The organism is Microbacterium sp. LWH10-1.2, assembly GCF_038397765.1.
Lineage (GTDB): Bacteria > Actinomycetota > Actinomycetes > Actinomycetales > Microbacteriaceae > Microbacterium > Microbacterium natoriense.
In genome coordinates, this window is record NZ_CP151638.1 from 1,873,647 (window position 1) to 1,887,549 (window position 13,903).

Here is a 13,903-nt window from a genome sequence, read left to right on the forward strand (position 1 = left end):
ACCTGGTGGCCCGCCTCCTAGGCGGTGTGTTCGCGTTCCCACGAATCCAGACCGCCTCCAGGGGCGGTCTTTTCGTTTGAGCCGCGCCCGATACCTCGCACAGGAGACATCGATGACCCTCTCACGCCTCGCCGAGCTCAGCGCAGACCCGGCGGCATCCTTCGTGCTGATCGCGCGCGACGGAGCGGACACGGTCGAGCTGCTCACCGGCGACGTCGTCGACGTCGATCTGCTCGCCGACATCCCGCTGATCGTCGACGGCGCCGCACGGGAGGTCTTCGCGATGGTGCCCTATCGCCAGGTGCGGGAACGCGGCTTCGTCGCTCAGGATGACGGCGCCCCGCTGCGGTGCATCGTCGTCGACGAGCACCTGCACCTGCCGACCCCCGAGGTGCTCTCCGCACTTCCGTCGGCCTCCGTCCCGCTCCGCGACGACGGCTTCGACATCGACGACGAGGAGTACGCCGCGATCGTCGAGCGCGTGATCGCCGACGAGATCGGCCGCGGAGAGGGCGCGAACTTCGTGATCCGCCGCGACTTCACCGCGAACATCGACGTCGACGACCGCACCGCCGCTCTCACCTGGTTCCGCGCCCTGCTCACGCATGAGCGCGGCGCCTACTGGACCTTCGCCGTCTTCACACCGGGCCACATCGCCGTCGGCGCGAGCCCCGAGGCGCACGTGGTCGCCCGCGACGGCATCGTCACGATGAACCCGATCTCCGGCACCTTCCGCCACCCCGCGGGCGGAGCCACGAAGGAGACCCTGGTGGACTTCCTCTCCTCCACGAAGGAGACGGAGGAGCTCTTCATGGTCGTCGACGAGGAGCTGAAGATGATGAGCGCCGTCTGCTCCGACGGCGGCCGCATCACCGGGCCGCACCTCAAGGAGATGTCGCGCCTCACGCACACGGAGTACATGCTCCGCGGCCGCAGCCGCCTCGACCCGCGCGACATCCTCCGCGAGACGATGTTCGCCCCCACGGTGACCGGCTCCCCCATGCAGAACGCCTGCGCGGTCATCCGCCGTCACGAGCGCAAGCCCCGCGGCTACTACTCCGGCGTCGCCGCCCTGTTCACGCCGAACGCCGAGGGCGGTCACGACCTCGACGCGCCCATCCTCATCCGCACGGTGTACCTCGAAGACGGTGCGCTCAGCGTTCCGGTCGGCGCCACCCTCGTGCGCCACTCCGACCCGTACGGCGAGGTGAGCGAGACCCACGGCAAGGCCGCCGGCGTACTGGGGGCGATCGGCGCCATCGATCGCGACCGGGTCGCCGAGGCGCGCAGCGATGCCGACGCCCCGACCGAGCCGCGCCCTCTCGCCGAGGACCCGACCGTCGCCGAGCTGCTCTCCTCCCGCAATGCGCGACTGGCCGAGTTCTGGCTCAACCCGCAGGGCGAGGAGTTCACCGGTCCGTTCACGGGACGCACGGCCCTCGTGGTGGATGCCGAGGACCGCTTCACCACGATGCTCGCCCATCAGCTGCGCCATCTCGGCCTCGACGTCACGATCGCCCCGTGGAACGAGGTGCAGGATGCCGCGGTCGACGCGGCGGACCTCGTGGTGGCGGGGCCTGGCCCCGGGGACCCGCGGGACCTGTCCAGCCCCCGCATCTCGCGGATGCGGGAGGTCGTGGCGCGCCGTCTCGACGCCCGGGCTCCGCTGCTCGCCGTGTGCCTGAGCCACCAGATCCTCGCCGATCGGCTCGGCATCGCTCTCACTCCCCTCGCGACACCGCACCAGGGGCTGCAGAAGTCGGTGCCCGTGTTCGGCGAGAACGCCTCGATCGGCTTCTACAACACCTTCACCGCGCGAGTGGATCCCGGCACGACGAGCGTGGATGGGGCCGAGGTGTCGGCGGATGCCGCGTCCGGCGACGTCTACTCGCTGCGCGGAGAGCGCTTCTCCTCCGTGCAGGGGCACCTCGAATCGATCCTGTCGCGCGACGGCATCCGCACGCTCGATCGGCTCGTCACGCACGCCCTGGCCTGACAGGTCCCGCGAGCGCGCAACAGCAACGGGGATCGTCGGCGGCTCAGCCTCCGAGCAGGTTCACCGGGTTGAACAGGTCGGCCACCAGGAGAAGCGCGCCCATCGCGATGAGCAGCGTCGCCACGACCACGGTGAGCGGCACGAGCTTCGTCGCGTCGACCGGCGCGGGCGGGGGCCGTCGGAAGAGCTTCGCCCAGGCCCGCTTGATGCCGTCCCACAGCGCGACCACGATGTGGCCGCCGTCGAGCGGAAGCAGCGGGATCAGGTTGAACACGAACAGCGCGACGTTCAACGATCCGAGCAGCCCGAGCAGCACCGAGAACCGGTTCAGGATCGGCGCATCCGTCGCCGCGACCTCTCCGGCCAGACGCCCGACGCCGACGACGCTCAGCGGGCCGTTCGGGTCGCGCTCGCCTCCGGTGACCAGCGAGGCGCCGATGTCCCACAGCTTCACCGGCAGCGTCACGATCAGCGACGCCACACGTGCGACGCTGTCGGCCGCCATCTCCGGCCCCGCCGTCAGCGGCTGCTGTACGAAGCCCATCTGGGCTCCCATGCCGACATAGCCGACGGTCTTCACGACCTGCTCGCCCTTCGCATCGAGCACGGGCCGACCGCTCGCGTCGGTGAGCTTGCGCTCGGCGGCGACCGGCGTGATCTCCAGCGTCTTCTCGGCGCCGTCCCGCAGCACCACCAGATCCAGGGTCTTTCCGGGAGACGCCTGCACGATCGAGGTCGCCTCCGCGAAGTCGGAGACGGGTTGTCCGTCGAGCGACACCAGCACATCTCCCGGCTTGATGCCCGCCTCCGCAGCGGGCGCCTCCGGGTCATCCGCCCCGCACTCGGTCGCCGTGGAACCGGCGGGGAGCACGCACTGGCTCACCGAGGCGATCGTGGTCGTGCCCTGCTGCACGCCGATCCCCGAGACGAGGACGGTGAAGATGACGACGGCGAGGATCAGATTCATCAGCGGGCCGCCGAGCATCACGATGACGCGCTTCCATACCGGGAGCCGGAAGAAGACGCGCTCCTCCGCCCCCTCCGCGATCGTCTCGTCGTTCGCCGACCTGGCGTCCTGGATGAGAGTGCGGAAGACGCCCTTGGCCGGACCCGAGCCCTTCGAGTCGGGGTACATGCCCGACATCGAGATGAAGCCGCCCAGCGGCAGCAGCTTGAATCCGTACTCGGTCTCGCCGATCCGCTTCGACCAGATCCGCGGACCGAAACCGATCATGTACTGGCCGACGCGCACGCCGAAGAGCTTCGCGGGGAGGAGGTGGCCGATCTCGTGCAGTCCGATCGAGAGGCCGAGGCCGATCAGCATGAACAGGATGCCGCCCACATAGAGCAGTGTTTCCACGTGCCTACGCTACTGGTCGCAGCCTAGGAATCAGCCCGGCACCGCCCCGAGGATAGGCTGAGGATGTGACCTCCCGCCAGCTGCGACTTCTGCGCGCGGCATCGGCGTCCTCGATCGCCACGCTCCTCGCGGCGGTCTCGCACACTCTCGCCGGCGGTTCCGCCCCGCATCCGCTGCTGGTGCTCGCCGTCTCCGCGTTCCTGGTGCCGCCGGCGGCGGTGATGATCGGCGCGGCGCCGTCGAGGCTGCGTGTCGCCGTTACGGTGCTCGTGAGCCAGGCCGCGTTCCATCTGCTCTTCCAGGTCCTCGGCGCACCTGTCGGCGGTGGCGTCATCGGCGCCGCCGGACACACGCACCATCTCCTGCCGCTCGGACCCGTCGCCGTCGCCGCGCTCCCCGACGCCACGATGCTCCTCGGCCATGCCGCAGCGGCCGTCGTCACCGTGCTCCTGCTCTGGCGCGGGGAGTCGACGGTCCGCGCGATCGCCGGCTGGGTCCGCGCCATGCTCCGCCGCGCCGCCGCTGCCGCCCCCGTGCTCCACGAGCGCCCCGCTCCGCTCCGCGCCGAGGTCCGCCCGCTGGCCGACGCCGTGCCCATCGCCGCGGTCTGCCGGCGCGGGCCGCCTGTCTCCGCCTGATCTCCGAACCGCCTCAACGAGGCGACCCCGCGGGGTGCCCGCGCTCACCGGCGCGCCCGCAGATCATGCAGTCCACAGACAGGAGTTCCCTCATGCGTTCCACCACCACCATCACCGCCGGCATCATCGGCGGCGCCGTCCTCGCCGTCGTCCTCCCGCTCGCCGCGAGCGCGCACGTCAGCGTCTCCCCCGACGAACTCGTCGCGGGAGACCACGGCGTCCTCACCTTCTCCTTCTCCCACGGATGCGAGACGTCCCCGACGACCGCGCTGAAGGTCACCATCCCGAAGGGCCTCGCTTCCGTGTCGCCGACCGCGGACGGCGACTGGACGATCGACGTCGAACGCGGAGGCGACGGTCTCGTCAGCGCTGTCACGTACACCGCGCTGACGCCCGTGCCGATCGACCTCCGGGGCGCGGTGAGCATGGGCGTCGGCCTCGATGAGGACACGCCCGACACTCTCGCGTTCCCCGTCGTGCAGACGTGCGTCGAGGGCAGCACGGAGTGGACCCAGCTCGCGAAGGACGGGGAGGACCCGCACAGTCTCGACACCCCGGCGCCGGTCGTGACCGTCGCCCCCGCCTCGGCAGAGGGCGGACACGACATGCCAGACGGACACGCCGAGACGTCCGCGACGTCGGATGCCACGGCGACGGCATCCGATCCCCTCCCGGTGGCTCTGGGAGCAGGAGGTCTGTTCGCCGGCCTCGCGGCCCTCGTCGTCGCGGTGCTCGCGTACCGCCGCAGGGCCTGAGCTCAGGACCCCGCCTTCGTCGCGCCGTCCGCCCGCATCGGGAGGCCTGTGCGACGAAGGCGGGGCCGTGCCGCATCCGGCAACGGGATCGAGCCATGAGATCATGGTGGGGACATGTCGATTGAACAACAACCGAGCCTGCCTCCCGTGCTCCGCCCCGCGAACCCGCCCCGGCGCGAGCTGTCCGAACTCGCCACCCGATTCGCCCGCGAGGTCCGCGGCGATCTCACCGGAGTCGCCCTGACGGGGATCACCCTCGCCACGGCCGACCTCCGCGCCGGCGAGGCGTTCGTCGCGATCCAGGGCGTGAACCGCCATGGCGCCGAGTTCGCCGCCACCGCCGCCGAGAAGGGCGCCGTCGCGATCATCACGGATGCTGCGGGCGCCGTGATCGCCGAGCCCGTCGGACTCCCGACCGTCATCGTCGATGACCCGCGAGCGGTCCTCGGCGCTCTCAGCGCCTGGGTGTACGGCACCGGCGCGGACGACGAGCTGCCGCTGCTCTTCGCGACGACGGGCACGAACGGGAAGACCAGCGTCTCGCACCTGCTCGAGGGCATCCTCGATCAGCTCGGCGTCGTCACCGGGCTCTCCTCCACCGCCGAGCGTCACATCGCCGGCGAGGTCATCGTCTCCCGTCTGACCACCCCCGAGGCCTCGGAGATGCACGCGCTGCTCGCCCTCATGCGCGAGCGGGCCGTCGAGGCCGTGGCCGTCGAGGTCAGCGCACAGGCCCTCTCCCGTCATCGTGTCGACGGCATCCTCTTCGACGTCGCCGGCTTCACCAATCTCAGCCACGACCACCTCGACGACTACGCCGACATGGAGGAGTACTTCGAGGCGAAACTGCCTTTGTTCCGTCCTGACCGGGCGCGCCGCGGGGTCGTCTGCCTGGATTCCCCCTCGGGTGCGACCGTCGTCGCACGCGCAGAGATCCCCGTGGTCACGGTCGGCACCCCCTCCATCGCCGCCGATCCCGAGGCCGCTGCGCGCGCCGACTGGGTCGTGTCGATCGACGACGAGCGCGCTGCGGGCACCACGTTCACGATGACCGGCCCGGCCGGCGTCCTCACCACGACCGTGCCCGTCATCGGACCGCACATGGCGGCGAACGCCGCTCTCGCCATCGTGATGCTACTCGAGGGCGGCTACGACTGGGACCGCATCGTCACGGCTCTGGAGCGAGACGGCGGCATCGAGGCCTATCTGCCCGGGCGCACGCAGCTCGTCTCGGGCGCGGCGGGCCCCGCCGTCTTCGTCGATTTCGGCCATTCGCCCGACGCGTTCGAGAAGACCCTCGCCGCCGTGCGCCGGGTCACGCCGGGCCGCGTCCTCATGCTGTTCGGCGCCGACGGCGACCGCGACGCGAGCAAGCGCTTCGACATGGCGCGCACCGCCGTCGAGGGCAGCGACATCCTCGTCATCACCGATCACCATCCGCGCTTCGAAGACCCGGACTCGATCAGGGCCACACTCGTGGAGGGCGCGCGCACCGCACGTCCGGATGCCGAGATCCACGAGTACTCACCGCCCGAGAAGGCGATCGTCGCCGCCGTCGGCCTGGTCGGCGAAGGAGACGCGATCCTGTGGGCCGGTCCGGGTCACCAGGACTACCGCGACATCCGCGGGATGCGCACTCCGTACTCGGCCCGCGAGCTCGCCCGTCGCGCTCTCAAGGCTGCGGGGTGGCCTGTACCCGATTCGCACTGGCCCGTGCCGTACCCCGACGAGGACTGAGGTCTCGCCGAGGCTCCGCGATCTGATGCCGGATCGACGGGGCTAGGCGGGCGCGCCTGCGGCGATGAACCGGTCTGCGGTGCGGCGCGCCCAGAGCTCCGCCTCGGCCAGGGACTCCACCGTGAGAGTCTCCGGCGGCTCGTGCGCATCGACCACCCTGGCGATGGTGTCCACGATGCCGAGGAACGACAGCCGTCCTTCGTGGAACGCGTCGACCGCCTGCTCGTTCGCCGCGTTGTAGACCGCCGGGAACGTGCGACCGGCGCGCCCCACCGCCTTCGCGAGAGCGACGGCGGGGAACGCCAGGTCGTCGAGCGGCTCGAACGTCCAGGAGGATGCCTTCGTCCAGTCCAGCGGTCGCCCGACACCGCCGACGCGGTTCGGCCAGTCGAGGCCGAGGGAGATGGGCAGGCGCATGTCCGGCGGCGAGGCCTGGGCGATCGTCGAGCCGTCGATGAACTCGACCATGGAGTGCACGATCGACTGCGGGTGGACGACGACGTCGATGTCGTCGTACGCGACGTCGAAGAGCAGATGGGCTTCGATGACCTCGAGTCCCTTGTTGACCAGGGTCGCGGAGTTCGTGGTGACCATGCGCCCCATGTCCCAGGTGGGGTGAGCGAGAGCCTCCTGCGGGGAGACGGTCTCCATCTCGCCACGACTGCGGCCTCGGAACGGACCGCCGGATGCCGTGACGACGAGTCGACGCACCTCATCGTGCGTTCCGCTGCGCAGCGCTTGCGCCAAGGCGGAGTGCTCGGAGTCCACCGGCACGATCTGACCGGGCGCGGCGGCGGCGAGCACCAGCTCTCCTCCGACGATCAGCGACTCCTTGTTCGCCAGCGCGAGCGTGCGTCCGGCCTTCAGCGCGGCGAGCGTCGACCCGAGGCCGATCGACCCGGTGATCGCGTTGAGCACGACGTCGGCATCGACGTCGCGCACCAGCTGTTCCGCCTCGGCGGCGCCCAGAGCGGTCGCATCGACCTGGAAGCGCTCCGCCTGTTCGGCGAGCATCGTGGCGTTCGAGCCTGCCGCCAGGCCCACGAGTTCGAACCGTCGTGGGTTCGCCCGGATGACGTCGAGCGCCTGAGTGCCGATGGAACCGGTGGAGCCGAGGACGATGATGCGACGCATGCCGCCAGCCTATGTCACGCCCTCGGCTCGTCCCGTGTTACTGCGCGACCTCGATCGGGGTGGTCGCGAGGATGTCGACGACGAAGACGAGCGTCTCATTCTGTAGCTCGTTGCCCTCAGACGCGCCGTAGCCGTCCTTCGGGGGCATCACGACGACGACCTGCGAGCCCACCTTCTGGCCTTCGAGGGCCGTCTTGAATCCGGTGACGACGCTCGTGGTCTGGAACTGCGCCGGCATCGCACCACGGCTCCAGCTCGAGTCGAACTCCTTGCCATCCGACCACTTCACACCGCGGTACTGCACGGTGACCAGGTCGCCAGAGGCGACGACCGCACCGTCGCCCTGCTTGAGGACGGCAACCTCGGTCTCGGTCGGTGCATCGCTCTTCGGAACCGTGATCGTCGGCGCGCCGTCGTCATCGAGCTCGACCTCGGGCATGCCCTCGGTCGGGTCGACGGCGGTGCCGGACGCGGTCGTCGGCAGCTCGTCGATGGTCTCGACGTAGAGCACGCTCGGGTGCATCCCCTCCCCCGACGCCGGCAGCGTCAGCACGACGCTCGAGCCGATCGGCAGGCACTCCGCGGCCACCGTGAACACTGTGGACTGCGTGGGGTCGACGATCTGCTGCGACTGCTGGGTCGCCAGCAGAGCGGAGAGGACGCCGTCCGGACCGCGCTCCGAGGTGCTGAGCACCTCGTTGGTCGTCGCATCGACGAGCTGGTAGCGGAGGGAGACGAGGTCGCCGGGCTTGACGTCGTCGCCATCGCCCTTGACCACGACGGAGCGCTCGGCTTCCTTGATCTCCGTGCCCTCGGGGACGGTGACCTTCGCGGCGGCGCCGGTGCCGTCGACGGTGACGGCATCGGAACCGGCGCCGGACTTCAGTTCGGCGAGGCAGGAGCTCGACGCCGTGGGGCTCGGAGTGCTCGACGACTCTGGCTTCGAGCTGCCGGAGCATCCGGCCAGGAGCAGGGTCGCCGCGGCGACGGTGGACAGGACGATGAGCGGACGCTTGCGCACAGTGAAGACCTCAGGATCTCTGGTGGGACATCCCATACTCTCGTACGCGGCTTGGTCCGCGCTGGGAGGCGCGGGGGCTGCGCATTGCATTCCGGTAACGGCATGGGATCGGGAGTAGCCTTCTCTGATGACCTCTGAGCAGTCCGTGGAGCCCGATTCCTCTCCCGCGGAGACCGCGAAGCCGCGTCACGCAGGGTTCACCTATGCGCTCGGCCGCAGCCTGATCAGCCCGCTCGCCCGTCTCATCTACCGCCCTCGCATCGAGGGAAGGGAGAATGTCCCCCTCGACGGCGCCGTGATCTTCGCGAGCAACCATCTGTCGTTCATCGACTCGATCGCCATCCCGGTCGCCGCGCCCCGCCCCGTGCACTTCCTCGCCAAGTCGAGCTACTTCGAAGGCACCGGCGCCAAGGGCTGGTTGAGCAAGACCTTCTTCGAGTCCATCGGGGCGATCCCCGTTCGCCGCGGAGCAGGCCAGGCTGCTCTGGACGCGCTGGACCTGCAGCGTCAGCTCCTCGAAGAAGGGCTTGCTGTCGCGCTGTACCCCGAGGGCACCCGCTCCACCGACGGCCGCCTCTACAAGGGGCGCACCGGAGTCGCCTTCCTCGCTTTGCAGACGGGCGCCCCCGTCGTGCCGGTCGGACTGATCGGCACCGACAAGGTCATGCCGGTCGGCGCGAAGATGCCCACCCTCTCTGAGCGCATCACGGTGAAGTTCGGAAAGCCGTTGGATCTCTCCCCGCACGGCCCGGCGACGAGCGGCAAGGCTCGGCGTCTCGCCACCGACGAGATCATGGCCGCCATCCACGCGCTCTCCGGGCAGGAGCTCGCTGGAGCCTACAACGAGGCGCCCGCGCAGGGCGCGATCGAGAAGATCAAGCAGGCGCTCCCCCACGAGCGCCGCTGACGCTTCACGCTGAGGCCCGCTCAGCCGTGACCGTGGCCTCGTGACGTACGGGGAAGTTCATCGAGTTCGCGATGAAGCACCATTCGTTCGCCTGAGCGTGGGCCCGCTCGGCTGCCTCCACCATCGAGGCCTCCGCCACCACGACCTCCGGCCGCAGCACGACCTCGACGAAAGCGCCCCCGCCGCGGCCGTCCTCCGTCATCAGACCGGACGCCGTGTCGCGGTACGAGACCACGACGACTCCGGCGGTCACGCAGGCGTGCAGATACGACAGCAGATGGCACTCCGAGAGCGACGCGAGAAGGAGGTCCTCGGGGTTCCATCTCGAGACGTCCCCGCGGAACGGCTTGTCGCTCGATGCGAGGATCTCGGGCTTTCCCTGGACCTCGAGAGTGACGTCGCGTCGATAGTCGCGGTATCCGCTGGTGCCCGTGCCGGTGTTGCCCGTCCACGTCGAGGTGAGTGCGTACCTGTGCTCGCCGAGTGCCATGGATACAGTCTGCCAGCGTCACCCCGGCACATGCCCCGACGTACGCCCCGACGGCGGGTGACCGCGAGCGCGCCCGCACCGACGGTAGTCTTGGGTGGTGCTGGAGACTCTCACCGTTCAGGATGCCGTTGAACTCGCCGTCGTGGAAAGAAGCGGCTTCGTGGAGTCCCGCCACGCGGGCGCTGCCGTCGTGCTGTCCCCCGAGGGCGAGGTCGTCGCGAGACACGGCAACATCGACGCGCTGATCCTCCCGCGGTCCAGCCTCAAGCCTCTGCAGGCGATCGCCTGCATCACCGCGGGAGCTCCCCTCGAAGGCGAACAGCTCGCTCTGTCCACGGCAAGCCACGTGGGCACCGATCGCCATGCGGAGGTCGTCCGCGAAGTGCTCACCCAGGGCGGGCTCACCGAGGACGACCTCGGCTGCCCCGAATCCTGGCCGAGCGACACGTCGACGCGTGACGAGCTCGTGCGCGAGCACGGCGTCCCCACCCGCATCCGCATGAACTGCTCCGGCAAGCACGCCGCGATGCTCCGCGCCTGCGTGGCGACGGGTTGGCCGACCGATGGCTACCTCGACCCCGCGCACCCGCTGCAGGTGCACATCCGCGAGGTCGTCGAGCGCCTGACCGGCGAGAGGGTCGCCCACACGTCGGTCGACGGATGCGGAGCTCCCGTGCACGCGATCACCCTGACCGGCCTCGCCCGCGCGATCCACCGGATCGGAAGCGCCTCCGAGCGCTCTCCCTTCGCACTGCACCGCGTCGCGGGTTCGCTCGTCCGTGCGGTGAAGGAGAGCCCGTGGACCATCGAGGGCCCCGGACGGCCGGACACCCTCGCGATCGAGAAGCTCGGCGTCTTCGCCAAGGGCGGCGCCGAGGGCATCATGGTGATGGTCGCTCCGAACGGGACCACCGTCGCCCTCAAGATGCTCGACGGATCCGCACGCGCCTCCACTCTCGTCGCCGCGACTCTCCTCGTTCGTGCGGGCGCCCTGCAGGAAGCCGACTTCGCCGCTCTTGCCGAGGCCCTTCCGCTCGCCGTTCTCGGCGGCGGGAAGGACGTCGGCGCCATCCGGCTCGGAAGCGGCATCTGAGCGGCCCACCCGTCACCGCCCGTCCAGCACGGGTACGATCACCCTGCGCGGCCCTTCGGCCTCACGCAGCGACCACGCCCGCCCGGCATGGGTGCGGGCGAACGGCGGTGTCTCCCTGACCCCTGCGAGCTGACGGAGGTCGGTGGGGTTCTCGGCCCTGATCAGAACCTCGCCGCGCGTGCGCACCGTCTGCCACAGCGACCAGTTGCGTTGCCACGTGTCGGCGTCGGCCACGAGGATGGCGGGCCGCGACGACGACGGAGGGGTCGGAGCGAGGAGCACCTCGCAGTCGGGATAGGCCTCGCCGAGAACCCGCGCCACGGAGTGCGGCCCCGATGTGACGATCGCGGTGACGTCGGCGGTGGGAGTCCAGCCAGTAGACGCGATGGGCGCAGTCCACTCGGATGGCGCCTCCTCCGGCACCCAGGCGAACTGCGTCTCACGTTCTCCCATCCACGCCCGCCCAGGGCCGCGATCGCGATCGAACGTCGCCGAGTCTCCGCCCGCCGCGAGGTGCTCGACCCTGCTGGGCATCCGCAGGAGGGCCCGCCTCGGGAGGGCGTCCAGGAGGCGCCCGACCGGTCCCGATGCTCTGGTCGCGGTGAGGACGAACGTCGTGCCCGAACCTCCTCGAAGGATCCTGTCCCACAGCTGCACGAACAGCTGAGAGTGCTCGGGCGGCAGCTCGGACGCTCTGACGTCGAGATCGTCGCACAGCACGAGATCCGCTCCGCCGGTTCGTGCCAGCTCGGTCACCGCATCCCATGCGCCCTCCGTATCATCGGGGATCCACAACGCATCGGGTCGCTGATGCCGGAGCAGGCGCAGCAGTGAGGAGCGCCCCGAACCCGCGGCGCCGAGTACGGCGAGTCCGCGCTCCGTGCCGACCCGCAGCGTCTCCACCGGTTGGCGTTGATGCGCGGGATCGTCCGATCGTCCCAGTAGGACTGCGCCGCTCTCCTCCTCACCACGGAGAGTCTCGAGAGGGATCGTGGAGGTGAGCACCGGCAGCCACGGGCTGGGAGAACGCTCAGCCTGCGACCACCGCATCGCGACCGCGCGAAGGTCGGCGACACCGGTCAGCGCCGCTCTCATCACCGCCGGTTCGGAGTCCTGCGGCCGGCGTACCAACGCCAAGCCTCTCGACAGCGCACCTCCTGGCAGTTCGGCCGCGGCATCCGTGCCGATCACGATGCGACTGTCGGCCGGATCTCCGACACGCAGGCTCAGTCGGAGCGGACAGTTCGCCGCCAGCGCGTCCTTGATCACGCCCGACGCTCGCTGCGTGCCGATGATCAGGTGCATCCCCAGCGCTCTGCCTCTGGCGGCGATGTCGGTGAACACCGCTCCCAGGTCAGCGTGCTCCTGCAGCATCGCCGCGAACTCATCGATCACGATCACCAGGCGCGGCATCCCCACGGCGCCGATGTCGCGGGCGCCCGCCGCGGCGAGGACGCCCTCTCGACGCCGGAGCTCTGCGGTCAAGCTGGACACTCCGCGCCGTGCGCCCGCCTCATCCAGGTCCGTGATCACGGCCGCCACCTGCGGGAGCGCGCGCAGGGGCTCGAAAGCGGTGCCGCCCTTGAAGTCCGCCAAGACGAAGACGACGCGGTCCGGTCCGTGCACCGCCGCCATCGCCGTCACCCAGGAGACCAGCAGTTCGCTCTTGCCCGTGCCGGTCGTCCCGGTCACGATCGCGTGCGGTCCGTCCTCGACGATGTCGAGGACGATAGCCCCCTGCTCTCCGACGCCGACGGCCGCAGACAGACCTCGCCCCTCGGCAGACGACGTCAGCCCCGACAGCATCACCTCATCGGGCAGAGCTCCCGTCTCGTCGTCTGCCGCCACCACCGCGATCGCCGCTGCCTGCGCCGACGAGATGCCCTCGACGGCGATCTCCTCCATCACGCCCTGAGGCGTCCGCAGACGGGCTCGACGCGGCTCGATGATGTCCAGCACCGTCGTGACGCCTCCAGGGACGTCACCGTCCCCTGAAGTGATCCAGAGCACGGCGTCCGCCTGCGGACACGTATCTCCCTCACGAGCGACCCCGAGCCTGAAGAGCTCTCTGCGCGATCTCCCCGAGGAGACGAATGCCCCGAGGCCCCATTCGACGAGTCGCTCACCCGCGAGCGCGATCCGACCGGCGCCGAACCGCAGATGCACCTGCACGACGAGGGCGCGCACGGCCGCAAGGACCACCGGCTCCGCCCCACGGAGACAGACTCCCCCGCCCAGAGGAACCACGATGGGCGCGTCGGAGAGCACGCCGCATCGTTCCTGGAAGTCTCTCGCCCTCGCGTCATCGGCGCCGACGGCGCGGACGCCGCTGCGAACGATTCCTCGTCCGATGACCAGTTCCGTTTCCGCGTCCACCGGATGGGTTCCGCGGAGAGGCGTCTGCACCAGACACGACGCGGCATCGGGATGACGATGATCGAGAAGACGCCGCTCCTCCTCGTGACGACGCGCGAGTTCTCCCTCTGCCCGCTGCCAGTCGCGCTCTCCTTCCCGCTCCGCGTCGCGCCTGGTCTTTCGGCGCACCCGCGACCCATCGATCACCGACGCCGCGATCATCAGCGGACCGAGAGCCGCGAAGCAGAGCGCGTAGAGGGAGTCGGTCAGCAGCCACAGCACGATACCCGACGCGACGGGGACGAGGGCCGCGAGAAAGGGGATCGGCGGTCTCCGGCCATCGATGGGTGCGGCAGGAATCGAGATCGGGAGGGAGTCCATACCGACCAGTGGACCGCATGCGTGCGGCGCCCGAAG

At 70.1% G+C, this 13,903-nt stretch carries 11 protein-coding genes; 6 read left to right on the forward strand and 5 right to left on the reverse strand.

The features are described 5' to 3' along the window. Nucleotides 1–112: 112 nt before the first annotated feature. A complete protein-coding gene (locus MRBLWH10_RS09015; protein ID WP_341942432.1) occupies nt 113–1,996 on the forward strand; it encodes a chorismate-binding protein in 1,884 nt (627 codons plus the stop codon). A gap of 43 nt (nt 1,997–2,039) precedes the next feature. Here MRBLWH10_RS09015 and MRBLWH10_RS09020 read toward each other — a convergent pair whose 3' ends face one another. Continuing rightward, nucleotides 2,040–3,356, reverse strand: a complete 1,317-nt coding sequence (locus MRBLWH10_RS09020; RefSeq protein WP_341942433.1) for a site-2 protease family protein — start codon at nt 3,354–3,356, stop codon at nt 2,040–2,042. Nucleotides 3,357–3,421: 65 nt separating this feature from the next. On the opposite strand from MRBLWH10_RS09020, the gene MRBLWH10_RS09025 reads away from it, so the two are divergent. From MRBLWH10_RS09025 to MRBLWH10_RS09035, 3 genes are all read left to right on the forward strand, one after another. Then, nucleotides 3,422–3,994: a hypothetical protein gene (locus MRBLWH10_RS09025; RefSeq protein ID WP_341942434.1), complete on the forward strand. Its 573-nt coding sequence runs from the start codon at nt 3,422–3,424 to the stop codon at nt 3,992–3,994. Between the two features lie 92 nt (nt 3,995–4,086). After that, the gene (locus tag MRBLWH10_RS09030) at nt 4,087–4,749 is read left to right on the forward strand and encodes a YcnI family protein (RefSeq protein WP_341942435.1); all 663 of its coding nucleotides are present in this window, start codon (nt 4,087–4,089) and stop codon (nt 4,747–4,749) included. A gap of 114 nt (nt 4,750–4,863) precedes the next feature. After that, nucleotides 4,864–6,486 carry a UDP-N-acetylmuramoyl-L-alanyl-D-glutamate--2,6-diaminopimelate ligase gene (locus tag MRBLWH10_RS09035; RefSeq protein WP_341942436.1) on the forward strand — a complete coding sequence of 541 codons (1,623 nt, stop codon included), beginning with the start codon at nt 4,864–4,866 and terminating at the stop codon, nt 6,484–6,486. A gap of 42 nt (nt 6,487–6,528) precedes the next feature. Here MRBLWH10_RS09035 and dxr read toward each other — a convergent pair whose 3' ends face one another. Next, on the reverse strand, nt 6,529–7,620 hold the full coding sequence (dxr, locus tag MRBLWH10_RS09040) for a 1-deoxy-D-xylulose-5-phosphate reductoisomerase (RefSeq protein ID WP_341942437.1): 1,092 nt from the start codon (nt 7,618–7,620) through the stop codon (nt 6,529–6,531). A 37-nt stretch (nt 7,621–7,657) separates the two neighbouring features. After that, nucleotides 7,658–8,641, reverse strand: a complete 984-nt coding sequence (locus MRBLWH10_RS09045; protein WP_341942438.1) for an FKBP-type peptidyl-prolyl cis-trans isomerase — start codon at nt 8,639–8,641, stop codon at nt 7,658–7,660. Nucleotides 8,642–8,768: 127 nt separating this feature from the next. Between MRBLWH10_RS09045 and MRBLWH10_RS09050 the strand changes: the two genes are divergently transcribed. After that, nucleotides 8,769–9,548, forward strand: a complete 780-nt coding sequence (locus MRBLWH10_RS09050; RefSeq protein WP_105674664.1) for a lysophospholipid acyltransferase family protein — start codon at nt 8,769–8,771, stop codon at nt 9,546–9,548. Between the two features lie 4 nt (nt 9,549–9,552). Here the strand turns inward: MRBLWH10_RS09050 and MRBLWH10_RS09055 are convergent, their stop codons facing one another. Then, nucleotides 9,553–10,038 carry an OsmC family protein gene (locus tag MRBLWH10_RS09055; protein ID WP_341942439.1) on the reverse strand — a complete coding sequence of 162 codons (486 nt, stop codon included), beginning with the start codon at nt 10,036–10,038 and terminating at the stop codon, nt 9,553–9,555. A 97-nt stretch (nt 10,039–10,135) separates the two neighbouring features. On the opposite strand from MRBLWH10_RS09055, the gene MRBLWH10_RS09060 reads away from it, so the two are divergent. After that, on the forward strand, nt 10,136–11,131 hold the full coding sequence (locus tag MRBLWH10_RS09060) for an asparaginase (protein ID WP_341942440.1): 996 nt from the start codon (nt 10,136–10,138) through the stop codon (nt 11,129–11,131). Between the two features lie 12 nt (nt 11,132–11,143). Here MRBLWH10_RS09060 and MRBLWH10_RS09065 read toward each other — a convergent pair whose 3' ends face one another. Beyond that, the gene (locus MRBLWH10_RS09065; RefSeq protein WP_341942441.1) at nt 11,144–13,867 is read right to left on the reverse strand and encodes an FtsK/SpoIIIE domain-containing protein; all 2,724 of its coding nucleotides are present in this window, start codon (nt 13,865–13,867) and stop codon (nt 11,144–11,146) included. Nucleotides 13,868–13,903 lie beyond the last annotated feature (36 nt).